Below are 21703 nucleotides of genomic sequence, written 5' to 3'. Positions count from 1 at the left end.
GATCTCCGTACAATGCCGGGTCTCCTGAAGGGCCAATCTTCGTGGGCTTCCGTATCGCGGCAAGTTAGCCTTTCGGCCAACCGCACCCTTATGTATTTTTGATCTTAGGTACTTGGCACGCGTTTCTTGGCCAGAGATTTGCAATCTGAGCCCCGCCCGGGAAAATCAACCTACTGCCTGCTCGATTGCCAATTGATGTCTGTGGACCGTCGACTTGACTGCATCCACGACCCAAATCAAATCGCTTGTTTCCATCTGCGCAAAGAGCGGCAAAATGATCGAATGTTGCTGTGCTTCAACACTTCGCCGCAAACTCACCGAGACGCGATGTGAACCCGGTTCACAATAGGCGCCCTCAAGGTGGATGTTCATGATCCCGCGTCTCGTCGAAACGCCTCGATCAAGCAACTCCTGCATAACGTCGCGCTGATCAAGATCCGTGGCCAATCTCAGGCAGAAGCTCTGCCAATTGCTGCGTGCCCAAGCAGGCTCAATGGGCAGCATGACACTTGCCGTAGAACGAAGTCCCTGCCCGTATTGATCCGCGAGCTCGCGTCGCAGCGCAATGATCGTCGGAAGTCGCTTCAGTTGTTCACGCCCGACCGCCGCCTGCATGTCGGTCATGCGGTAGTTGTAACCCAACTCGGGATAGGATTCGAAAATGACCTGCTTCGAGCCGTGGCGTACTGCATCCGTCACACTCATGCCGTGTTGCCGCCATAAGCGGAACTTTCGATCGTATTCCGGGTTGGCCGTTGTCAGCATACCGCCGTCGCCGGTCGTCACCACCTTGCGCGGGTGAAAGGAGAAGCAGGCGATATCGCCATGAGGCTTGCCGATCTTTTCCCATCGACCCTTCCAGAGAATTTCGCTACCAGTTGCGCAAGCGGCATCCTCGATCACCGGGATGGAATGACGGGCCGCGATCGTAACGACGCGATGCAGGTCGCAGGGCATTCCGAGCTGATGGACGCAAATGATGGCCTTTGTTCGGGGCGTGATGGCCGCTTCGATCAAGTCGGGATCGATATTGTAGCCATCTTTTTCGATATCGACGAAAACGGGCACGGCCCCACAGTAGCGGATCGCATTTGCGGTTGCGATGAACGTGTGGCTGACCGTGATGACTTCATCGCCAGCCTCGACGCCGACCGCCTTGAGGGCGAGGTGGAGCGCAGTCGTGCAATTGGATACGGCACATGCGTGCCGGGCGCCGACAAAATCGGCGAACTCTTCCTCGAACGCGGCCACCTCGGGCCCTTGCGTGACCCAGCCGGACAAAATGACGCGACGGACCGCCTCGACCTCCTGTTCGTCGAGAACAGGCTTGGCAACCGGGATCTGGCTCATGCTGCCTCTCCTGCGTTCAAGCTCTTTTCCTGGCGCCACCACTCTACGAGATCGCGCAGGCCTTCTTCCATTGTCACCTTTGCGCTGAAGCCTAGAAGCTTCTCTGCCTTGGCAGTTGAGGCGAGACGCCGCGGCACGGCATTGACCTTCCGCGCCGGCCCGAATTGCGGTTCCAGCGAAGAGCCCATGACCTTGGTCAAGAGGGCGGCAAGCTCGCGAAGGCTCGTCTCGCTACCGCTTGCGACGTTGAAGACCTCATCGGTGACATCGGATTTCGCGGCAAGCAGGTTGGCCCGCGCGATGTCGTGCACGTGCACGAAATCCATCGTTTGCATGCCATCACCGAGGATGATCGGCGGCAGGCCGCTGGCAATTCGCTCAATCCAGCGGATCAGAACTTCCGTGTAGGCGCCGTAGACATCCATGCGCGGACCGTAGACGTTGAAGTAGCGAAGCGCGACGTAACGAAGGCCGTACATTTCCGCAAAGCTGCGCAACAAACCCTCGTTGAAGGCTTTGGCAGCGCCGTAAATGGTCCGATTGTTGTAAGGGTGATGTTCCTCGGTGGTCGGGAAGGTGTCGGCCAGCCCCAGGACCGAGGCAGAAGACGCCGCCACAACTTTGGAAACCCCAGCCTGCACGGCCGCTTCGAGGACGTCGAACGTTCCGCCTGCCAGAACATCAAAGGCAAGCCGCGGCTCCTCGGCGCATTGCGTGATGCGAATGGCGGCCTGGTGGAAGACGACATCGATGCCTTGGCTGACGTCCTTGAGAATCGCACGGTCCCTGATATCGCCCTCGACAATCGTCACCCGAGCCCGATCGATGGCGTCAACAAGGTTCTCACGCCTGCCGCGGACGAAATTGTCCAGGACCACGATTTCCCTGGGGTCCTCGCGGGCGACGAGATCGGCAATATGCGAGCCGATGAGACCGGCGCCACCGGTGATCAAGATCCGCTTGTTCTTCATACTCTAACACTCCGAATTTGGTCCGCTTGAATCCTGATCCGCTCGCCAGCGGAGGAATTTTGCAGGAACGCCGGCAACAACTGAGAAGGGAGCGACGTCGTCAACAACCACGGCGCCAGCGCCGACAATTGCACCCTTGCCGACGGTCACGCCGGGAAGAATGGTGGCATTGGTGCCGATGTCTGCCCATGCTTCGACGCGGACCGGCTTGATTTCCAGGTCGGTGCGGATGATCGGCATGTCGACCGGCAGTGCAGTATGGCTTGAACCGAGGACCTTAGCGCCCGGCCCCCATCCGACATGATCCTCAAGCACGAGGTCGCGGGCATCAAAATAGGCCTGCGGGCCGATCCAGACGTTGTTTCCGATCCGACAAGTTCCGTCGAATCTGCCCTGAATGTAGGCTTGAGCGCCGATAAACACGCCATTGCCGATTTCGAAGGTTTCCGGGTGCTTGAAACCGGCTCCGCTACCGACTTGCAAGCCGTCGCCACAGGTGCGTGCCAGGCTTCTCCAGATTGTCTTGCGCATGAAACTGTCGACGAATCCGTCGCCCGTCGCGAAGCGCGCGTAGAGTTCGACGAGGCCCGCGGTCCCATAGGATCGGGTCAGTTCCTCGGCCAGATGAACGGCATAATCAGGATCCACGGAGGTTTGCTGACGCCCATGCACGGCCAGGACAAGACGCACGCCGGTTAAGGGGTCAGCTGACATAGGCTTCCTGCTCCACAGCAGCTGCAATCTGATCGACTTGCGTCAATGTCAGCTCCGGATAGATCGGCAGCGAGAGCACCTCACGTGCTGCGGCCTCCGAGATCGGGAAATCTCCGGCACGATAGCCAAGGTCAGCATGCGCCTTTTGAAGGTGGATCGGGATCGGATAATGCAGGCCGGTATGAATGCCAGCCGACCGCAACGAATGCTGGAGATGCTCACGGTCGTGCGAGCGTACGGCGTAGACATGGTAGACATGGCGCCGATCCATCATCGCAACAGGGGCGCTCACCGAGCGCGAATCGGCGAAGAGGCTGGAGTAGCGATCGGCACGAACCCGACGTGCTTCGGTCCAGGTCTCGAGATGCCGAAGTTTGATGCGCAAGATCGCACCCTGGATCTCATCCATGCGATAGTTGTAGCCCTTCAGCGCATGGTGATAGCGCTGCTCCTGGCCCCAGTCCCGCAGCATCCTGATCGTCTTGGCGTGCTCATCATCGTTGGTGACGACGATGCCGCCCTCGCCACAGGCCCCGAGGTTCTTGCCGGGGTAGAAGCTGAAACAGCCCGACACGCCGATACTTCCCGCACGGCGTTGCTTGTATTCTGCGCCATGTGCCTGGCAGGCGTCTTCGATGACAGGAATCCCATACTTGTCAGCGATGGCCTTGATGGCGTCCATGTCGGCCATCTGCCCATAGAGATGGACCGGCATTATGGCCTTGGTCCGAGGCGTTATCGATGCTTCGAGCTTGGCCGGATCCATTGTGAAGGTTACCGGTTCGACATCAACGAAGACCGGGCGCGCGCCAGTATAGCAGACCGCGGATGCGGTCGCGACGAAGCTGAAGGAAACGGTAATGACCTCGTCGCCCGGGCCGACGCCGGCGGCGAGCAAGGCAAGATGCAAAGCGCTTGTGCCGGTGTTGACGGCGATCGCATGCCTGGCATCGCAATAGGCCGCGAACTCCTCTTCGAAGCGAGCGACTTCCTCGCCAAGGACATAGTGGCCCGACGCCAGCACGCGCAGTACTGCGGGCTCAACCTCGCTTCTGATGGCGGCGTACTGAGCCTTGAGGTCGAGAAGGGGGATCATGCAATCAGCCTCGCGGGCTCGAGTTCGATGACACGTCCGCGCTGGGCGAGCGACTGGGTGGCAGCCTCGAGAATGCGCACCACGCGAAGCCCCGCATGACCGTCGGCGATCGGCTGGCCGTTTGTCACGACACAATCGACAAACTGCTTGAGCTCACGTCCAAGCGCTTCCGTCATATCAAGTTGTGGCGCGTACATATCGCCGGTGCGGTAGCCGACGCGCATGTCGTGGACCTTCTTGCCGTCGGCCTGCGGATTGCCGTTGAGAGTGATGCCCTTGTCATAGACCTTGATCTTCTCGCTCGGCTCCAGATCGTCGTAGACGATCATCTTGCTGCTGCCGCCGATCAGCGTACGGCGCACCTTGACCGGTGCCAGCCAGTTGACGTGGATGTGGGCGATTAGCTTGCTCTCGAAAAAGAGCGTCAGATAGGCGATGTTTTCGGGCTCACCGGCAACATGGCCCATGCCCGTTGCCGAGACCGCCACCGGCTTTTCCGGCAGCACGTAGTCCATGATCGACAAATCGTGGACGGCGAGATCCCAGATGACGCTGACATCATGCTGGAAGAGGCCGAGATTCACGCGAACGGAGTCGTAGTAATAGATGTCTCCGAGGCCATTCTCGATAATCTCCCGCATCTTGCGGACCGCACCTGTATGAATGAAGGTGTGGTCAACCGCGAGAATGAGCCGGCGCCGCGCGGCCTCGTCGACCATCCGGCGAGCTTCTTCGGAGTTCGAAGCCATGGGCTTTTCGACAAACACGTGCTTGCCGGCCATGAGCGCTTTCATCGCCAGCATGTAGTGGGCCGACACAGGCGTCGCGATTGCGACGGCGTCAACACGGGGATCACGCAGCACCTCGTCGAAATCATCTGTGATTTGGACGGTTGGGTAGCGCAGCTGGACACCTGCAAGGCGATCCTTCTTGAGATCGCATACCCAGACAAGTTTTGCACCGGGCGTTTCGGCAAGATTTCGGACCAGGTTGGGGCCCCAATACCCATAACCGACGACGGCAACTCCGATCATCTTACTCTCCCGGATGAAATGACTTCGACTGGCGCATCCTTTGCGCGGCCGATGATTCTTGCCGGCACGCCAGCAACAATTGCGTAGGCAGGCACGTCTTTGGTGACGACCGCGCCCGCACCAATCTGCGCGCCTTCGCCAATGGTTATGCCTGCGACAATGGTGGCGTTGCTGCCGATCGAGGCGTAGCGCTTGACGAGTGTCGGCACGACCGACCAGTCCGCGTCGGACTGGAGGGAACCATCAAGGTTGACGGCACGTGGATGGAGGTCGTTGGTGAACATCACCCCGTGACCGACGAAAACACCATCTTCGATTGTCACACCCTCGCATATGAAAGTGTGACTGGAGATTTTGCAGTTTTCAGCGATCGACGCATTCTTCTGGATCTCGACAAACGTTCCGATACGTGAGCCCCGACCGATCGAGCAGCCGTAAAGGTTCACGAGATCGGGATGGTGGATCACCACGTCGTCGCCCAGCTTTACGCTTTGTGCGATCATCCCATCCGCCCCGCGCAGCAGCCGCTTGATCCCAGCGGATTGTCAATTACGTCGAGCATAAACGCGCCCCCACTGAACAATTCCTGAAGACAAAGAAGTCTTCTTTTATCCTTGGAGTAAAGAAAACAAAAATCGGTATTCGGTTAATCAAAAGTAGTATGTTGAGTTCAGTTTGAGAATTTTACATCGGGCAGCAAAGTATTTAATAGAATATTCTAGAATTTCCGCGTACGACCGAGCACAGACGGGCAATGAGGCTTCTCACGGTCGTCGCTGGCGAAAGTGAAACCGCATTGGGCATGGGGACTGCGCGATTGTCTCTTAAATCAAAGAAATTTCCGACCAGCAGCTTCCTGACGTTTGCTGCTGCGAACGTGTCAACGACGCACAAGCAACTCGGCCGCTTCAGGCGTCAGATCAAACGCATTATTTTGGATGGGGGCCTGAAGGCGCTCACAAACAAAATAAGAACCAAGCTATCGGATGCAATTCACCCCAAGACATTCTTATGGCATGTTTTTCCATCTGACGTCCTGAAGGCCGACCTGTCGAAGCCACCAAGCCCTACCATTCCAGTTCTGATCGATGGAGAGCCTATCGAGTTAAACTGGATCGTCGGTCCCGCCGGACCTGGATCGGGCGGTCATACGACCATATTCCGCACCCTCAAATATCTTCAAACAGCGGGCTACCGAAACCGGGTATATTTCTATGACCCCTATGGCGGTGACGGCAAATACTACCAGCACGTCGCACGGTCCGACTATGATCTGACTTGCGACATTGAAGATATCAGTCTTGGCATGAAGGACGCTCATGGCGTCATAGCAACCTGCTGGCCCACTGCCTACGCAGCATTCAACGCTTCTTGCGCCGGCAAGCGCTTCTATTTCATTCAGGACTATGAGCCTGCGTTCTACCCTGTGGGGACGAATAGCGCCCTGGCGGAAACAACCTACAGGATGGGATTTCACGGCATTACTGCAGGTCGCTGGCTCTCCGAGAAGCTCGCGCGAGAGTTCGCAATGGAAACCGATTGGTTCCCGTTCGGAAGCGATACGGCTCGCTATCGCTTTGATGCCACTTCACGACGCTCCGGTGTTGCATTCTATGCCAGGTCGGGCACGCCGCGCCGCGCGGTTGAGATCGGCCTGCTAGCGCTCGAATTGTTTGCCGCCAGACGGCCTGACATCGAACTGCACCTTTTCGGCCAGTCTATGGGGAGCCTTCCATTCCAGTTTATCAATCACGGCCTCGTCTCTCCGGACAAGCTCAACCAGATTTACAACAAGTGCTTTGCAGGGCTCAGTCTATCATTGACCAATGTCTCGCTCGTGCCTCATGAAATGCTTGCATGCGGCTGCATCCCGGTTGTGAACGACGCCGACCACAACCGCTTGGTTCTGGATAATTCGCACGTCAGATATGCCTCACTTCTTCCACATGCGTTGGCCGATGCAATGGAGAGTATCGTTACCATGCCTGGCTTTCACGCTGCATCCTGGCGTGCTGCTGAAAGTGTGGCTGCAATGTCCTGGGACATCGCAGGCTCGGCGGTGGATAGTGCGCTGCGCAAGGCGCTGCGCAATGCCCCACGTCGAGCCGCGAGTTGACTCCTGCTGTTAACGGGCCGGCGCAAAAGCCGGTCTTCATTTTGCGGAAATCACGCTCCCAAGGGAACTGCGGGTCAATTGCGCAGACTAAGATCCCAGCGTCGCAACGACCCCGGAGCGTCAGGAAAGACTGGCCGGATCGTGAGGTCTAAAACCCTCTCCGGCAGCTCGAATTCATCTCACGGCTTGGCACACATCATGGAACTATCCACCTAAGAAGCCACATCGTGAAAAATATACACCAGTCCGTCGTGACCAATGATACTCGACTCGATTAAAGATCTCGACTTCGATCAGTCGACGAAGGCGAGCGTTCCAGCGAGCTGTTGATCGTCGTAAGGCATTTCGCTCGCTGCCCGCGGCTGCAAGAAGGGCGTGATAAGCGCGGGTGTTGACAATTGGGGGGAAGACCGACGCAGCAAAGTCGCAGTAATCACTGACAGGCACCGGATCGTCGCATGAGAGGTCGCAGACCTGTCGAGCGTAACGAACCGCAGTGAATGCCAGTGCCTGCCTGGCCAACTCATGAAGTTCCTCGCTAGCGGACAGGCCAGCGCCCTCCTTGCGGAAGACAGATTGAAAGGCCTCCCGCCGACCGACTAAGTCGACGAGAAAGCCAGCGTGTACGGTTCTTTGCATGCTTTGTTCGTGAACACGGTAGAAGGCCTGGTCAACTCCGTTTACGCGGCCAATATCGGACACTGCGGCGATGCGCAGCCACATCTCCATGTCACCAGAATGCGGAAGCGCTGGATCGTATCCGCCGATCTGCCTTTGAACACTCGATCGGACGACTGCCTCCGGACAAATGAGGAAATTTTTACCAGAGCGGCACACCTGTCGGATCCACTGCTCCCCAGTCCAGAGCGATACTCCCGTCATTGTCGTGCGCGCCTTGGGCGGGTGGTCGGTGAAAAAGGATATCGCCTGACCATATGTCATACCCACATTCGGGTTTGCGTCCATTAGAGACGTGGCGCGGCGAAGTGATCCGGGAGTCAGACAATCATCCGCCGAAAGGAGTACAAAATAATCGCCCTCAATCTGTCCGATACCCTCATTGTAGGTCGCAATGTGCCCGCGGTTGGTTTCATGACGAATGAAGCGGATGCGCGAATCCCCTGATGCAAGCTTCTGGCAGACTTGCGGGGTGTTGTCGGTGGAGCAGTCGTCAATAATCAGGACGTTGACGAACACCCCCTCTTGGCTAAGCGCACTGGAGACGCACTGTTCAAGATATCTCGCGTAATTATAGCACGGGATGAGCACCTGAACTGTCGCCATGCGCTGTACTCCAAACCTCAATCATATACTTTACACTATTTAAATGAATACTTGAATCAAGGGGCTGATCCATGATCATTTGGAGGTACGCCAGAACGATTTCTAATCCAAACGGCAATCTGTATCCGTCGTCGAAACTGCAGTAGAACTCAGCTCACCAGAACGGAGATGCGCATGTTTCCCGCCCCTTCGATCGCAATTGGAGTGGAGCTCTTTGAAGTTGGGCAGTTGCTTCAAGGACTGCTCCATTATCAGGGCGGCTTAGCAGGAACGTCGGTCTACGCTGCCGTCACTCATATCATTGCTCTATCGAACGACCGATTCACAGGCAGGTGGAACGCGTCAAGATTCTTCGCACACGTCGAAGCAATCGCCGTCAATGAAAGATTGACCGCCGGTCGAGATTTTTCGTGCGACGCCCCGACCTGCTGGATCAGTGGACCACCGAAAACGAAGGCATGTTCGTACGTTCATTCCGTGTTGCCGAGAACGGCTCTGTCTTTTCTTCACACGACCCTTATCGAAGGCGAGCGGACCAATGCGATCTCCTCTTGCATCAGTGCCTGCCCAAAGATCGAAGTGGTCGCGCGATGAGTTCCCCAAACTATACAGCGTTAATCAGAACTTTTAATTCTAAGAGGACGCTCGCATCGACCTTGTTATCGCTTGCGCAGCAATCAGTTCCTCCCAGCCAGTATGTCTTCGTCGACTCTGGATCGACCGACGGTACGCTAGAGATCGCCCCCAAGAATTCGATCATTCATCATTACCGGGCAAAGAAATTCAACTATTCGGAATCTCTGAATGAGGGAATTGCCCACATCGAGACTCCCTATACAATGGTAGTGAGCTCCCACACTTCCATAGCGAATAGCCAAGCGCTGGAATACGCCCTCGCGACGCTCGAAGAAAATGACGATATTGCAGCTGCCTATTTCGTCCAGGAATTTGCACAGAATATGAGATTTGATCTGATTGGCCCGAAGAACTTTTCGGGTTTCAACGGAGTTTGGAATACATGCGCCCTTTACAAGACGCGTCATCTAAGACAGCGCTCTTTCCGTCCGGAGGTTTTTTCAGCGGAAGACCAGGACTGGTCGAATTGGGCCATCAACTTCGAAAGGAAATACATCGCGAAGATATCCGGCGCGGGCATGTCCTATAACAATCCTGCCGGAAACAGCGTATTGAAAAGCCGCAACGAATGCTTGGCTGTTGCTATATACGTCAAGACTGACATGCTTCGTTTCGAATTTCTAGCAAGAACACTCTACCGCGCGTTCAGGCCAGTTTCGTCAATGAGGGAGCGCGCCCTAAATATGAGCCTACTTTATTCACTGATCCTGCAGAATATTTCCCGCTGCACGGGCCGTGATTAACAGGTACCGCCTGAGGCTGAGCCGTCACTGAATTTCCTGGCAGCAAGAGCAGGTCCGATCAACGCGGAATCGGAAAAAGTAGTTCGCCCGAGTTTTATTCAGTTTTGATCCAGTGGTTCTATGAAGTGAATCCCGATTGTGGCTCGCGTACCGACGTTGCTGCGGAGATTGGGGGCAACCTTTCGGGAGGCAATTTTGGTACGTGGCTAGCATTTGAAGCGATGCCGCGTGGCGCATCATGGATGCCAGTTTACCAACGGAGTGCGAACGCAAGTCACGTCTTTTTATAAGCAAGCGATAGACAAGAATAAATGCTATTTTTGAATAGCAAAAACGAAAACACCTGTTAGTCTTCGCCAATAACTGGAGGGTGATTTAATGGAAGTACATAAGCTAGGCTGGTCTAGGACGCTTGCCAAAAAGATATTTCCGACAATCGGACCTGCCTTCAGCCCAAGGCCCGCTCAATTGGCTCTCTCTCTACTCGAGACGAGCGTTGCAATACTGCAAGGCAAGGGGGCCGGCACGGGTTGGGACGCTGGCGCCGAAACGAAGGTCGCCCTGCCATTCCTTTCCCCCGGCGCAGTTGTTTTCGACGTGGGGGCAAACATGGGCACGTGGACGACGGAAATCCGCCACGCCTACAAGCAGCCACTCAAAATATACATGTTTGAGCCTCAGCCGTCTTGCCAGCGTGAGTTGGCCCCGCTAGCGGCCGATGGATGCGTTTTAGTGTCTAGCGCCGTTGGCAATGAGAAGGGCACGGTGACGTTCCATTTCTCGATCGAAGGAGCGGGTAGCGCGTCGATCTACCAACGGAAGGAGAGCTATTTTGCTGATCAGGTGGGCAGCATCGAGGTGCCAATCCTCAAGCTTGACGACTTTGCAGCCGAAAACTCAATTTCCAAGATCGATTATATGAAGATTGACGTGGAAGGGCATGAGCTCGCTGTCCTGAAAGGCGCTTCCGACCTCATTTCGAGGGGCGCGGTTCGGGCAATCGCTTTCGAATTCGGTTCCGCAAATATCTATTCCGGCACGTTCTTCCGAAGTTTCTGGGATTTCCTGACGGGATACGGCTACAGCCTGAGCAGGATTACGCCTGGCGGTCGACTGTCCAAGATTGAGTCCTACTATGAGGATCTTGAATACTTCCGAGGGGTGTCCAACTACCTAGCCGTTTTGCGGTAAAAGCCATCGCCTATCATCGCATGTTGAAGGAGCGGCTGGTTTCAAAGACCGGAAGACGTGCTTTGATGCGGGTAACCGAGGAAGCGGACACGGACTAGCTGGAGCTCGGAGCCGATCAGCGCCAAGGTGGATAGCCGATCTTGCGCCGCAAGCGATGTGCCGGTCACACAGGGCCAACCAGGCAGAGTGCTGGCTCAGGCTTAACTCAACGCGCTGACCGACACCGGTGGTGACAGCTTTAATCGCGGCGGAAAATCCGCTTGGCGAAACGTCCGGAGCTGTTCAGGCAAACCCCTGTCGCCTCTAGCGTGAAGCTGCCATAATTTGCAGCGCTTTCCGATATGCTCGTTTCGGATTTCTAACGACCGCGAGGGCTGGCGCAATCACGTCCCGATAGTTGCCGTACTTATTGATCGGTATCTCGGAAATTTCCTTCCACGTGCGTTCTATCTGCCGAAAGTAGATCTCACCCTTTCGCCTTAAGTCAGGCGGCAGTGAAAGCATATCCACGTAGTTGGCCCTCGATATCATCGGATGTAATTCGCACTGGTTGGGTTTGACGTAAGTGTCGCAAAATCCCCAGGAACTCATTCGCAATTCGATATAGGCAAGGTCCAGTATCGTCAGTGCATCAAAATGCGATATGGGTCTGATCCAGTCCTCAACAGACTGCAATATCTCATCGCTCTGCGGTAGCTTCAGGCGGCTCACTAGGCCTTTTGCGTCGATGACCGTGTCCGGTTTCGCGTTCAGCCAAAGAAAGCCGCGGCCCACTTCACCGCCGAGGCCACCGACAAAATAGCGGCCTTCCAGCGCACGCACGCTCGGGTGCATCTTGACGTTGTTTCCGCCAACACAGTGGCCAGCCCTGAGCCGCCACAGCTCCGCCTGTTCGTGTGTGGCTTCGCAGTAAGCCAATGTCTCATGGGCCAGTTTGAACTTGAGAGCGAGACGCTTCGCGCAGTTGGTGTCAACGTCGGCATTTGGAGCTTTTACCGTCACAAAGGAGACTTCCCTCAGGAGGTTTTTGCAGCAGGAGAGCAACAAGCGGGAATCGCTTCCCGCGGTCAAAGCCACACTGGTCTTTCCGGTGCGAGCAAGGATCTCTATTGTCTGTCCCACCCGCTCGAAAATCCTTGTGCAGGTTGAGGTCGGATCAAGCGAGACTGTAATAGGCGACGCGGGCCAGTGACGGTTCGCCGTCCACGTGTCGAGGTCAAGATAGTGGTTGCAAAGCAGGCGATTAACACCGGCATGAGCTGTCAGGTCACCGGTAAACCAGCCAGCATTTTCAACATCGAGCGACTTGTAAAGCTTCGCTCGAAACCGTTGCCGATATTGATCCTCACTCAATAGCGCTGCAGCGGTCGCGCCCGCCAGCCGAGCCTGCGCATCATAGACAAGCGACATCGTCCCGTTTGCGTCGAGATAGACCCGCCTCTTCGTCGGCGTGGACAATATGAAAAGAAAACTGCCTGCCAGGCTGTAGATGTGCGTTTCAATAAAATCGTCGACGTCATTCACGTCCTCAAGCTTTTCAGAAATGCTGTAACTATCCGCGATCACACGACGTTGTGCTAGATCAATCGGAGTTCCAAGGAGCACCCCTAGTTGATTTCCTTCGGCATCGACAACGGGCACAGATTTGGCGCCCGGCGCCAGGGCAAGGTGGAGAGAGCCTAGCTCACAGTGATCCCAGTTGAGGAAGCGAGGTATAGGTTCGCTTGCAAGAACGAACTGACCGGCGAGTTGATCAGATTCTAACTGCATCTATCATCCCCTAGCTTTCTTCAGCGTATCGATGTGCATTGGACCGAAGTGTTTGTCAGTCTATCCAATCACGCATTGTCTAGTAAGCGCGTCACTGTCGTCCAATGGAGTTAAGAGACTGCTTCAGAAGAGTTAGACCACCAGTCAGTCAGCGCGACCACGCGATTAAAGGCAGTCTTTTGGGTGTCCCACTTGTTCTTGGCCAACGAATAAGGAAATGCGCACTATTGTGGACCTTCCTATGACTGCGGCTGGGCACTATCACTCCCTTTGCCTACTGCGATGGAACCGACTTCTGTATCTTATCGCCAGGCTCGAGCGCGATTGGCGTCCGGTCGCATTTCACCCAGGCGCCCCCTGGCTGGATGTCTGGTGCCCCCTGTACAGATATCCCTCTTCGAGTTTGCGTGGGGTCCGAGGCTTCATCAAGGTTCCCGCCCCTGGAACCTCCTGTATTTGGAGCTCAACGTCGGCCTCGTTGTATCCAAGATCCAGACGCCGGATCCACCAAGGAAGAAAAACCAAGCGTAAACAGCTCCCCAGAAATGCACGGTTGATCCAACAAACACAAACGTTGTCATACAAATCAAATAGGCGATCCGGCAAGCGTCGACCGTGGGGTCGAGACTCTTGTGCTTCGCGACCGAAAACCAGATATGAAGCCACGATAACGTCATCAGCAAAAAAGCTGGTAGGCCATGGCGCATCGCCATTAGCAGCCAAAAATTATCGACGCTGCTCTCCGGCATCCAGACGGGTCGCTCCCAATCACCCAGCCCAATTCCGAACAACGGATGATTTGCTACCGATGCAGAGCCGTAGTCAAAAATCCAGATTCGGTACCAGCCTGTCTGCTGCTCAAAGGTGAAGTGGGAAATATAGAACTGGACGGGTGTCTGGTTTGAGCCAAACTCAATGAGGAGATATCCTGCAAACACGATCGCCCACAGTAGCTTCCATCGGCCAGCAAATGCGCCCAGGGTCTTGTTCCACATCAGCAACATCAGTTGAAACAAGAGGCCGCCGATGGGCGCCGAAGACATTGACAACAGAGCGGTAAACCCAACCAGGCCAGCGAGTATGACGCGCGCCTTGGGCGAGAGCCTGCCGATAGTTGCCATGCCTGCAAGTGCAAGCATGCTTCCACAGAAGGTTCCAAACAGGATCGTATGGCTAAATGGGCCCTGCACGCGCCAGAGGCCCATTCTTGGTGGCATGACAACGATTGTCTCGGTCTTGTACACCGTCCCAAACATGAGAAGGATCAAGTTTGTCCCGGTCAACCATTCATAAATCGCGAATGGCATCATGCAAACTATCGCCTTGGCGACAAACAGCACCATACGACTAAAATCCTGCGGTGTACGAATACACACGCGCGCCAACATGTATGCTCCCATTGTTTCAATGAAGAGGATGCCGGCTGGCTCGATCGACTCTTCAACGCCTTGAACGACAAAGAAGGCAATTGCCGCCCATGAGCAAAACAGGAGGAAGCCAAAGTCGGCGAGTCTTTTGGGGCCGGCCCGGCCCCGTAGCCAGGCCAAAAGGCATGGAATAACGGCTATGAGCAGGACTATTCTATAAACAGAGAGTGCGAGCGGCCCAATCGGAATTGCCCACGGAACCATAAGTCCAATCAGAAAGAGTTTTAGCGGCCAGGCCAGCCGTTCCTGTTTCGCCTCTGGAGGAAGTAGTGCCTTGTCACGCTTTGTGCCGCGTATGCCTGAACGACGTGCATCATCCGCCTCCTTAAGGGTGCGAGGTACCAGCCGTGCCTCACCTGGTTGCGAACGTGTAACCGCGCTCATGTTTTAGGGCTCCGCCAAAAAACGCTGTGGCATTTACGGGACCATTGACATGCAAGGTGAGTACGACGTTCGAGCGTTTGGATCGTCGCCCCGGTTCGCGCTCGGAATGTTGAGATGGGAACCAACCTAATCCCAATGCGACGATAGACGTGATGCCACATCATCTGAATTTCCGATCTCTGTTGATCAGTTCAGCAAAGATCTCGTTCATCCGCTCGAGTTTGGCGGACCATAGCGCAGTCTCCATGGCATGAGCATGAGCGGCTGCTCCCATTTGTCCGCGCAACTCGGGACTAGTGACAAGTCGCCGCGCGGCAACGGAGATATCATTGGCCAGCACGTCGGGTGTCGAGACTGCGAGCTTTATTGCGCAATTTTCGGTTGTAGCGCTTGCCGGCCCGCCGCGATCAACAATAATCAGCGGCAGCGAATACGCCATAGCTTCCAGAACAACCCTCCCGCCGGGCTCCCGATAGCTAGGAAAGACAAACACATCAGCCTGTCGGTAAAATTTCGAAACGGTTTCCTTCGCCACCCAACCATAAAGGTGAACGCGATGTTCTAGTCCGAATTCTGCTATCAGTCTCTCGCATTCAGTACGATCTGGTCCATCACCCACGATGTCCAGTTCAACTGGCAAATCGAGAAGAGATGTCATTGCCCGAATGAGGTCTCGAGCGCCCTTTGTTCGAACGAGACGACCGACGTAGAGCAGCTTAACCGAACCCGACCGCGGTTGTCGTCGAATGAGAGCCGGAATGGCGTCAAGGGCATTGTCACCCATTACTTCAAACCGCTTCAATGGGATATTGGAGAGCTGATCCCTTACGTAGTCGGCAATTCCGAGGACACAATCTGCACTCTGAAACGACCCGCGCAGGATGGGATCGAATTTTTGACGATATGTGTCCAGACGACGCAGACTCATGAACCATGGGGCTGATCGTTCATCCGCTTCAAATCCTGGCGGGGACGATAGCCCCCCTCCTACAGGACCTATCACCAGTGGCAGACCAAGGTTTGCCGCTGGAGACGGGTAGCGCATCGCGACGGGAACAGGTTGATGCGCCAAATCGAAGTGTTTGCCTTCGGAGAGCGCTTTTCTAATCCAACGTCGTGCCCGAAAATAGAATGGGATATACCCGGGTTTAACGATGCTATTCAACCGCTCCGCCCGTCCGAGCAGCGGCGGCTCACGCCACTCGATGACGTTGACATTCCTCAGTTGTTGCGAGGCGGGTCTGGCTCCAATCTTGTGATACGTGAGCAATGTGACCTCGTGGCGCTCGCCAAGCCGCTGCGCCCATTGGTATGCGATGGAGGCCTCCCCCACATCTTCCCCATTACACGTAGGCGCGACCAGTAACAGCTTTGCCATTCTAAGATCTCCACCTATATTCGGAAGCGCGCCCGAACCTCGCTACGAACGCTTCGCCAGATCGGCATCTGACCTGTGAGAATGCGAGCGAGGGTGGCATCGGTCGTGTCAAATCGAATGGAAGTCCGTGGTTTCAGAAAACTGCCGGGGGCTGCATTGCCTCCACTGCTTGAATAAGCCGCGATGTATCCGGCTCGTCTTATTTCCAAGAGAACGGCGCTATTATACCAGCCAAAGGGCAAGGAGGCGGACTGAACATCAACCCCGCAAATCTCCTGTAGCCGCGTGCGTGATGCTTCAAGCTCGTGTCTAAGCGCGGGAGTTGGAATCTTTGTCCAGTCTTTGTGATCAACGCCGTGGCTTCCTATGCGCATCCCCATGGCCGTAAGTGCCTCGATGTCGTCAGAGGCAAGGGATCCCGGGTGCCCGATGCGACCGGTCAATATGAAAAACTCTGCGCGAAGACCACGCCGTCGCAATTCAGGTGCGGCGATCAGAAGATCAGAGGCGTTACCGTCGTCGAAGGTGATTGATACTCTTTCCCGTTGGGGATGGGATGCAATGCTATCAATGATCGTCAGAAAGCGATCTCGACTGAGCCAATAATCGGCTTCGCCGGGCTCAAGTTCACGTCGCGGTTCTCCAATCCCATGGAAGTTGATGATGCGGTATTCCCCTTCCCTCGCCATGCTAACCCCGTGTACTTTCAACAAACGCGGCAGCTGATCGACCTGGCGTCAGCGCGCTCACCAGCGCTGCACGATGTGACGCGCCACGCCACAATCTGGCGGTATGTTCGATAATCACGCCCAATTTGAATATTGAGGTTTGCAGCGCCCCATGGTGGCGACGGTAATAGCGAATTCTGTTGGCTGTCAGCAGTGCAAAGAGCCGAGGGCCGGCACCGCTTCCCCCACTCGCATGCATCACCTTCGAGCGCGGCTCAAAGACGATCTCAAATCCTGCTTCGCGGATCCTGCGCTGATATTCCACTTCTTCGCTGTAGAGAAAAAACGACTCGTCCCATGCACCGACAGCTTTCCGAGCCTCGGTCGTTACGAGCAGAGCCGATCCTGTTGCCCATTGGACGGGCCTGCGTTGATCGTAATGGCGGCGCTCACCTATGATTTCACCGACCCCAAGGCGCGCAGCCAGCCTGCCCCCTAAAATAGCATCCGCCCACGCGGTGATAATCGAGGGCTCGCGTCTTAAGGTCGGGTCGACCGACCCGTCTTCTTTATAATTGAGTGGAACGACGACCCCAACCTTTGAGGTTGTTCCCCGCTCAATGAGCGGTTTGACCGCACCCGGATAGAGCCGAAGGTCGGGATTTAAGATCAGAAGATGGGATGCGGTTGCCGCTTTGCTTGAGGCAATATTGATCGCTGCCGCGTAGCCAGCATTTCGGCCCGTGCGGATAACTGTGGGGCGGACCGGATGTGCTTCAGCGATTTCTGCCGAGCCATCCCGAGAATTATTGTCGACGACAATGACTTCAAAGTAATCCACACCTTCAAGACCGCCGACAAGGGAATCCAGTAGCGCCGGCAAGGCGCTGGCACTGTTGAAAGTTACGATGACAACGACCACGCTTGGCCGAGTTTCGCCAGGATCCAGTTGATCGAGAACATTTCCCGCGAGCACCGTCATGTTCGGCTCCTCCGCTTTCCACTTTCAAACTTGCCGACAGTCATCGCGCCAGTTACCGCCTTGGATGCTTTGTTTCCTGAATTTTCTAGCCGAGAGGGGCATCGGTTTTCGACCGGTGCAGGTCCACGAATGATGCCAGCGATCCCACGGTTTCGAATAGTTCGGCGCTGAAGTTGTCGTCATCGATTTGAATTCCAAATCGAGATTCAATGGCCGCCATCAGGCTCAGCACGGCAAATGAATCAAGTTCGGGGAGACTCCCGAACAGTGGGGTTGAGGGGTCGGCGATGCGACCCTTGTCCTCGATTTCGAGGGTTTCGGCGATGACATCCTTGACGGATTCAAATGTTGAAGAATTCATGGTGCCTCACAACGATAGCAGTATTGATGACGAGGTTTCAAACGAGCACCTCCAGCGGCATTGGATGCCCCAAAAATGCTGTTGGACTGGCAGTCAGGCCGTATGCGCCGGCCTGGAAGACAACGACGAGATCGCCCGCCTCTGCACGTGGCAAACAAACATTGTCACCCAGCAGATCCAGGGGCGTGCAAAGGCATCCGACCACAGATACAGTCTCCAGCTCGGGCGCATTCATCTTGTTGCCGATGGCGATTGGATAGTTGCGCCGGATCACCTGACCAAAATTGCCTGATGCGGCCAGTTGATGATGAAGACCTCCGTCAACCACCAGATAGACCCGTCCGCGTGATACCTTCCGTTCGACCACTTTCGTTACATAGACGCCAGATTCACCGACGAGGTACCGACCGAGTTCGATGACGACTTTCGCATCGGGCAATACAGGCAGAATCGCGCTCTCAACCAGCTCGCCAAGCCTTTTTCCGACAGGAACGAGATCGAGAGGGCGATCTTTCTCAAAATACGGAATTCCGAAACCACCACCGAGATTGAGGTAGCGAACGACGTGTCCGTACTTCCCGGAAAGATCCAGCAGCAGTTCGACGTTGCGGGAGAAAGCTTCGCAGAGAATATCTGCGTGAAGATTTTGCGATCCCGCGAACACGTGAAACCCGAGAAACTCCAGATCTGCGCCCGCAAGCTTTTCAAGGAGTGACGGCACCTCTTCGGCATCAACGCCAAACTGCTGTGGGCCACCACCCATCTTCATCCCGGATCCCTTGACTTGGAAATTCGGGTTCACCCTCAACGCCACCCTCGGTCGGATACCAAGGCGATTTCCGGCTTCGACAATACGCAAAGCCTCAGTTCCCGATTCCATCTCGATCGTTACACCAGCGGCAACCGCCTGGATCAGTTCAGCCGACGTTTTGCCGGGCCCGGCAAAACTGATGCTGGAGGCAGGCACTGTCGTATCCAGGGCTGTCTTCATTTCGTAGGCGGAAGCAACATCGAGTGAATCGACAAGGCCCGACAGATGCTGGACCACCGCTGGCATTGGATTGGCCTTGATGGCATAGCTCAGCCGAACCTCCTTCGGCAGAACCGAACGAAGATACCCGACCCGTGCAGTGATCAATCGGCGATCATAGGCGAAGAAAGGTGTGCTTCCGACCCGCTCGGCCAGACGATCAAGGCCTATCCCTCCAACTGCCAAACAGTCTTCGGTCACGTCAAACATGTCAATGGAAGGATGTGCACTCACTGTCCCAATTGCTCCCTCAAGAGTACGCGGTCGAACTTGCCGTTTGGATTGGTCGGAATGGACGCCATTTCGATGACTTTCGACGGCACCATGTACTGCGGCAGTCGATGTCTGAACGCCGTTAACAGTGCACCCACGTCGAGTGTCTCGGCAACCGGGCTAGCAACCAGTACAATCCGTTGACCGAGCGCCTGATCATCGATTCCCATAGCCACTGCGTCACGGGCCAGACCCGTGGCATATGCAACTTCCTCGATTTCGGTCGGGCTGACACGGTAACCAGACGTCTTGATCATTTCATCCCGGCGACCGACGAAATACAGGAAGCCTTCCTCATCACGAACCACAGTATCTCCCGAAAACACCGCCATTTCCGGTTGCCGCCAGGTTGAACCCGTCCCGGGCAATGGCCGAAAGCGCTCGCTGGTGCGGGCAGGATCGTTCCAGTATCCAAGCGCCACGAGCGGGCCCCTGTGAACCAGTTCGCCGGGTTCGCCAGGATCGCAAAGCGTCCCGTCTGGCCGCACGACGAGAATTTCCGCATTGGGAATCGCCTTGCCGATCGAATCCGGTCGACGGTCGATCTCGGTCGGATCGAGATAGGTTGATCGAAAAGCCTCCGTCAGGCCATACATCAGATATGGAAGCGCATTGGGGAAGGACGCGCGCAGCCGGTCGAGTGTTGCCTTCGGCATCCTCCCACCCGTATTTGCAAAGTAGCGTAGCCTAGCACCGACTTCCGTTGGCCAGTCGAGAGCTCCAACTTGGATCCAGAAAGGCGGAACGCCGGTAATGCCGGTCACTTTGTGCTTCTCGCAAAGCCGTACGACATCGCCAGGCAGAAGATAGTTCATGAGAACGACGTGTGCACCCGAGTTGAAGGCTGTCGTAAGCTGACTTAGTCCCGCATCGAAACTCAGTGGTAGAACTGACAGAATCGTGTCGTGCGGACTGTTCCCGAGATAGTGGCTTACGCTCTCAGCGCCGACGATCATATTGCGATGGCTGAGAACGACCCCCTTCGGCTTGCCGGTACTTCCAGATGTGTAGAGAATGGCGGCAACGTCACAATCAACGCCTCTTTGCAACGGAGGCGATGCCTCCGTCGGAACGATCTCGATCCAAGAGTGGATGCACGGGCAGGTGCCGTCCTTTTGTGCTTCTGTGTTTGTGCCATCGACGAGTATGACATGTTGGAGCGATTGAACTCCGGCAAGGTGTCCCTGGAGTAGGGCCAGGCGATCTGCGGACGTGACCAATATCCTGACATCGCAGTCCGCTAATATATAGGCGACTTGCTGTGGCCTGAGAATGGGGTTGATTGGCACCGTTACGCAGCGAGCTGCAGCAGTACCGAATATCGAGACGGCGGTCTCTGGCCGCTTGTCGAGGAAAATCGCCACCCGGTCACCCGGGGCCGTCTCGATGGCATCCAGGGCTGATGCGAATCCGCAGGCGTTTTGCCAAAGCTGAGCGTAGCCAGTAGTGGTATTCTTGTATGTCAGGGCAGGAGAATTGCCGAACGAAGCTGCCCCGTGGCGAAGCAGATCGGAAATGTTGATCTTGATCGTCGGCTGCATTGATCTCGAAACTCCTCGCTACCAGGGTACGCAGGTTAGTTCGCTGTAGAGGTAATCGACCTCGCTTGGAGACACCCGATCACTCAAGAACATCCGTGGGCGCGGGGATCGAAGCGAGATGGAAAGCCTTGGGTGCACGTCGGCAAAGCGCTCTTCGACAAAGGTCGCGACGATCCCAAAGCGCGTTAGCAAGTAGCTGTAGACGTGGTGAGCGGTCTCCGCGAAAAGGTCGCGGTCCCCGACATGCAAGATCGACGCAAACACCCTCATCCGTTTGCGCGTATCCTTGCGAAAGATGACGTAGCAGCAACGATCGCCCTTTATCACAGCGAGATGATGCGCGGCGGGCGCAAGAGCATGATCCCTGTAGATACCGAGATTGCGAGCGTCGAGATAACGCTCGATGAGATGAGGATCGGTGACGATCGAAACGCCGCTTCCCCAACTCGGCCGAGGAAGATTTATCACCATCGCAACGGCAGTGTTGATTAACTGAAATTTGAGCCGTCGGTTGAGCGGAACGACATTGCCACTCGGCGAAAGGTCCGTGAACGTGTAGCCATCCTGGCCGAGAAGTGCCTTCAGGAGTCGTAGACCATGGGCCCGATAACCATCCAGGACGCACCAGGCACTCAGGTTGCAGAACTTCTCGACGGTTTGCCCAACCCGTCGGTCCGAATAAAAAGCAACATACACACCGACGATTTGCTCGCCTGCAATCAGCATGTACCCGTGATTGGGGGATGTCGACTTC

The 21703-nt window shown here is 55.7% G+C and carries 19 protein-coding genes; 3 read left to right on the top strand and 16 right to left on the bottom strand.

What is annotated here, in order from left to right:
• Positions 1-165: 165 nt before the first annotated feature.
• Genes C934_RS31850 through C934_RS0110845 form a run of 6 tightly spaced genes read right to left on the bottom strand, consistent with a single transcriptional unit; the run spans position 166 to position 5668 of the window.
• Positions 166-1350 (bottom strand): DegT/DnrJ/EryC1/StrS family aminotransferase, encoded by a 1185-nt coding sequence (locus tag C934_RS31850; protein ID WP_018856750.1) that lies wholly within the window; start codon positions 1348-1350, stop codon positions 166-168.
• Entirely contained in the window at positions 1347-2321 is a 975-nt protein-coding gene (locus C934_RS0110865; RefSeq protein WP_018856749.1) for an SDR family NAD(P)-dependent oxidoreductase, read from the bottom strand. The genes C934_RS31850 and C934_RS0110865 overlap by 4 nt, the downstream gene beginning before the upstream one ends.
• A gap of 3 nt (positions 2322-2324) precedes the next feature.
• Positions 2325-3035, bottom strand: a complete 711-nt coding sequence (locus C934_RS0110860) for an acyltransferase (RefSeq protein ID WP_018856748.1) — start codon at positions 3033-3035, stop codon at positions 2325-2327.
• Positions 3025-4131: a DegT/DnrJ/EryC1/StrS family aminotransferase gene (locus tag C934_RS0110855; protein ID WP_018856747.1), complete on the bottom strand. Its 1107-nt coding sequence runs from the start codon at positions 4129-4131 to the stop codon at positions 3025-3027. Before C934_RS0110855 ends, C934_RS0110860 begins: the two co-directional genes overlap by 11 nt.
• Positions 4128-5165, bottom strand: a complete 1038-nt coding sequence (locus C934_RS0110850) for a Gfo/Idh/MocA family protein (RefSeq protein WP_018856746.1) — start codon at positions 5163-5165, stop codon at positions 4128-4130. Before C934_RS0110850 ends, C934_RS0110855 begins: the two co-directional genes overlap by 4 nt.
• A complete protein-coding gene (locus C934_RS0110845; RefSeq protein WP_018856745.1) occupies positions 5162-5668 on the bottom strand; it encodes an acyltransferase in 507 nt (168 codons plus the stop codon). Before C934_RS0110845 ends, C934_RS0110850 begins: the two co-directional genes overlap by 4 nt.
• 251 nt (positions 5669-5919) lie before the next feature.
• Between C934_RS0110845 and C934_RS0110840 the strand changes: the two genes are divergently transcribed.
• Positions 5920-7281, top strand: coding sequence for a rhamnosyltransferase WsaF family glycosyltransferase (locus C934_RS0110840; protein WP_018856744.1), 1362 nt, complete (start codon positions 5920-5922; stop codon positions 7279-7281).
• Positions 7282-7485: 204 nt separating this feature from the next.
• On the opposite strand, the gene C934_RS31845 is transcribed toward C934_RS0110840, so the two are convergent.
• Positions 7486-8565: a glycosyltransferase family A protein gene (locus tag C934_RS31845; RefSeq protein WP_018856743.1), complete on the bottom strand. Its 1080-nt coding sequence runs from the start codon at positions 8563-8565 to the stop codon at positions 7486-7488.
• Positions 8566-8975: 410 nt separating this feature from the next.
• Here C934_RS31845 and C934_RS0110825 point away from each other — a divergent pair, with 410 nt between their 5' ends.
• Both C934_RS0110825 and C934_RS0110820 read left to right on the top strand, forming a co-directional pair.
• Positions 8976-9944: a glycosyltransferase family A protein gene (locus C934_RS0110825; protein WP_083929849.1), complete on the top strand. Its 969-nt coding sequence runs from the start codon at positions 8976-8978 to the stop codon at positions 9942-9944.
• A 378-nt stretch (positions 9945-10322) separates the two neighbouring features.
• Positions 10323-11135 (top strand): FkbM family methyltransferase, encoded by an 813-nt coding sequence (locus C934_RS0110820; RefSeq protein WP_018856740.1) that lies wholly within the window; start codon positions 10323-10325, stop codon positions 11133-11135.
• Between the two features lie 303 nt (positions 11136-11438).
• Here C934_RS0110820 and C934_RS0110815 read toward each other — a convergent pair whose 3' ends face one another.
• From C934_RS0110815 to C934_RS0110775, 9 genes are all read right to left on the bottom strand, one after another.
• Positions 11439-12905 (bottom strand): hypothetical protein, encoded by a 1467-nt coding sequence (locus C934_RS0110815; protein WP_018856739.1) that lies wholly within the window; start codon positions 12903-12905, stop codon positions 11439-11441.
• A gap of 425 nt (positions 12906-13330) precedes the next feature.
• Positions 13331-14716, bottom strand: coding sequence for an O-antigen ligase family protein (locus tag C934_RS0110810; RefSeq protein ID WP_018856738.1), 1386 nt, complete (start codon positions 14714-14716; stop codon positions 13331-13333).
• 160 nt (positions 14717-14876) lie between these two features.
• Positions 14877-16094, bottom strand: coding sequence for a glycosyltransferase (locus tag C934_RS0110805; protein ID WP_018856737.1), 1218 nt, complete (start codon positions 16092-16094; stop codon positions 14877-14879).
• Between the two features lie 14 nt (positions 16095-16108).
• Positions 16109-16783 carry a polysaccharide deacetylase family protein gene (locus C934_RS0110800; protein WP_018856736.1) on the bottom strand — a complete coding sequence of 225 codons (675 nt, stop codon included), beginning with the start codon at positions 16781-16783 and terminating at the stop codon, positions 16109-16111.
• Between the two features lies 1 nt (position 16784).
• The gene (locus tag C934_RS0110795; RefSeq protein ID WP_018856735.1) at positions 16785-17744 is read right to left on the bottom strand and encodes a glycosyltransferase family 2 protein; all 960 of its coding nucleotides are present in this window, start codon (positions 17742-17744) and stop codon (positions 16785-16787) included.
• An 85-nt stretch (positions 17745-17829) separates the two neighbouring features.
• Positions 17830-18105: an acyl carrier protein gene (locus C934_RS0110790; RefSeq protein WP_018856734.1), complete on the bottom strand. Its 276-nt coding sequence runs from the start codon at positions 18103-18105 to the stop codon at positions 17830-17832.
• 37 nt (positions 18106-18142) lie between these two features.
• On the bottom strand, positions 18143-19345 hold the full coding sequence (locus C934_RS0110785; RefSeq protein ID WP_018856733.1) for a pyridoxal-dependent decarboxylase, exosortase A system-associated: 1203 nt from the start codon (positions 19343-19345) through the stop codon (positions 18143-18145).
• 20 nt (positions 19346-19365) lie between these two features.
• A complete protein-coding gene (locus C934_RS0110780; RefSeq protein WP_018856732.1) occupies positions 19366-20949 on the bottom strand; it encodes an acyl-CoA ligase (AMP-forming), exosortase A system-associated in 1584 nt (527 codons plus the stop codon).
• Positions 20950-20967: 18 nt separating this feature from the next.
• Positions 20968-21675, bottom strand: a complete 708-nt coding sequence (locus tag C934_RS0110775) for a hypothetical protein (RefSeq protein ID WP_018856731.1) — start codon at positions 21673-21675, stop codon at positions 20968-20970.
• Positions 21676-21703 lie beyond the last annotated feature (28 nt).

It is taken from the genome of Rhizobium sp. 42MFCr.1, from assembly GCF_000377185.1.
Lineage (GTDB): Bacteria > Pseudomonadota > Alphaproteobacteria > Rhizobiales > Rhizobiaceae > Rhizobium > Rhizobium altiplani.
The sequence above is the reverse complement of the archived record's forward strand: the minus strand, read 5'-3'. Positions and strand labels throughout refer to the sequence as shown.

Excerpts from the sequence above, each read along its gene's own strand:
- C934_RS0110845 (WP_018856745.1), bottom strand. The coding sequence starts at position 5,668 with ATGATCGCACAAAGCGTAAAGCTGGGCGACGACGTGGTGATCCACCAT.
- C934_RS0110780 (WP_018856732.1), bottom strand. The coding sequence starts at position 20,949 with ATGCAGCCGACGATCAAGATCAACATTTCCGATCTGCTTCGCCACGGG.
- C934_RS31845 (WP_018856743.1), bottom strand. The coding sequence starts at position 8,565 with ATGGCGACAGTTCAGGTGCTCATCCCGTGCTATAATTACGCGAGATAT.
- C934_RS0110790 (WP_018856734.1), bottom strand. The coding sequence starts at position 18,105 with ATGAATTCTTCAACATTTGAATCCGTCAAGGATGTCATCGCCGAAACC.
- C934_RS0110820 (WP_018856740.1), top strand. The coding sequence starts at position 10,323 with ATGGAAGTACATAAGCTAGGCTGGTCTAGGACGCTTGCCAAAAAGATA.
- C934_RS0110805 (WP_018856737.1), bottom strand. The coding sequence starts at position 16,094 with ATGGCAAAGCTGTTACTGGTCGCGCCTACGTGTAATGGGGAAGATGTG.
- C934_RS0110815 (WP_018856739.1), bottom strand. The coding sequence starts at position 12,905 with ATGCAGTTAGAATCTGATCAACTCGCCGGTCAGTTCGTTCTTGCAAGC.
- C934_RS0110800 (WP_018856736.1), bottom strand. The coding sequence starts at position 16,783 with ATGGCGAGGGAAGGGGAATACCGCATCATCAACTTCCATGGGATTGGA.
- C934_RS0110810 (WP_018856738.1), bottom strand. The coding sequence starts at position 14,716 with ATGAGCGCGGTTACACGTTCGCAACCAGGTGAGGCACGGCTGGTACCT.
- C934_RS0110795 (WP_018856735.1), bottom strand. The coding sequence starts at position 17,744 with ATGACGGTGCTCGCGGGAAATGTTCTCGATCAACTGGATCCTGGCGAA.
- C934_RS0110850 (WP_018856746.1), bottom strand. The coding sequence starts at position 5,165 with ATGATCGGAGTTGCCGTCGTCGGTTATGGGTATTGGGGCCCCAACCTG.
- C934_RS0110860 (WP_018856748.1), bottom strand. The coding sequence starts at position 3,035 with ATGTCAGCTGACCCCTTAACCGGCGTGCGTCTTGTCCTGGCCGTGCAT.
- C934_RS0110840 (WP_018856744.1), top strand. The coding sequence starts at position 5,920 with ATGAGGCTTCTCACGGTCGTCGCTGGCGAAAGTGAAACCGCATTGGGC.
- C934_RS0110855 (WP_018856747.1), bottom strand. The coding sequence starts at position 4,131 with ATGATCCCCCTTCTCGACCTCAAGGCTCAGTACGCCGCCATCAGAAGC.
- C934_RS31850 (WP_018856750.1), bottom strand. The coding sequence starts at position 1,350 with ATGAGCCAGATCCCGGTTGCCAAGCCTGTTCTCGACGAACAGGAGGTC.
- C934_RS0110785 (WP_018856733.1), bottom strand. The coding sequence starts at position 19,345 with ATGTTTGACGTGACCGAAGACTGTTTGGCAGTTGGAGGGATAGGCCTT.
- C934_RS0110865 (WP_018856749.1), bottom strand. The coding sequence starts at position 2,321 with ATGAAGAACAAGCGGATCTTGATCACCGGTGGCGCCGGTCTCATCGGC.
- C934_RS0110775 (WP_018856731.1), bottom strand. The coding sequence starts at position 21,675 with ATGCTGATTGCAGGCGAGCAAATCGTCGGTGTGTATGTTGCTTTTTAT.